Source organism: Cryobacterium sp. RTC2.1 (assembly GCF_035018685.1).
GTDB classification, from domain to species: Bacteria; Actinomycetota; Actinomycetes; order Actinomycetales; family Microbacteriaceae; genus Cryobacterium; species Cryobacterium glucosi.
Genome location: NZ_JASJXJ010000338.1, coordinates 1 through 654 on the forward strand (window position 1 = coordinate 1; position 654 = coordinate 654).

Below are 654 nucleotides of genomic sequence, written 5' to 3' on the forward strand. Positions count from 1 at the left end.
TGATACGGGCAGAGGTGGGCGAGGTTCATCGCGTCGGTCTCCCCGCCGTGCTGCCACTCCACACTGTGGTCGAGGTCGGACCGTTTCGCGGAGCGCCGGCACCCGGGGAAGGTGCAGGTTTCATCCCGCACCTCGAGCCATTTCTTGAGTGCGGCGGGCGGTTTGTAGGTGTCCGTGCCCATCGAGAGCACGACGCCGGTTTCCGGGTGGGTGAGTAGCCGGGTGAAGCTCGGCGCACCCGCCGCGAGACGCCGGGCCGTGTCGGGGTCGATCGGCCCGTACCCGGACAGATACCCGGGCTCCTCGCTCTTCCCCAACAAGGTCAGCACCGGGACCGTGACGTTGACTTGCGCGGCCACCCCGGCACCGAGTCCGTCCGGGGTGACCCCACCGATCAGGACATCGGTAAGCACGTCCGCCGCCAACTGCGTCAGCGTGCGCGTTTCCTCCGGGCCCTGCAGTGAGAGGGCGGTGTCGAGAGTGCGGTGGTACGCGGCCTGAACCTTCTCGGCATTCCCGGTCAGATACAGCGACGCCATGCCGTCGTTGAGGGCCTGGAACACCACATGCCGGTCCTCGACGCTTTTCTGGTGCCGGGCGGTGATGGTTTCCGGGTGGGTGCGTTCCCGCACCCTTCGGGCCCGGTCGGCGAGC

At 68.2% G+C, this 654-nt stretch carries 1 protein-coding gene; it reads right to left on the reverse strand.

Translation table 11 applies throughout. The features are described from left to right. Positions 1-632: HNH endonuclease signature motif containing protein (locus QN357_RS19175; RefSeq protein WP_323505422.1), on the reverse strand; the 632-nt coding region annotated here is incomplete at its 3' end. Positions 633-654: the final 22 nt, after the last annotated feature.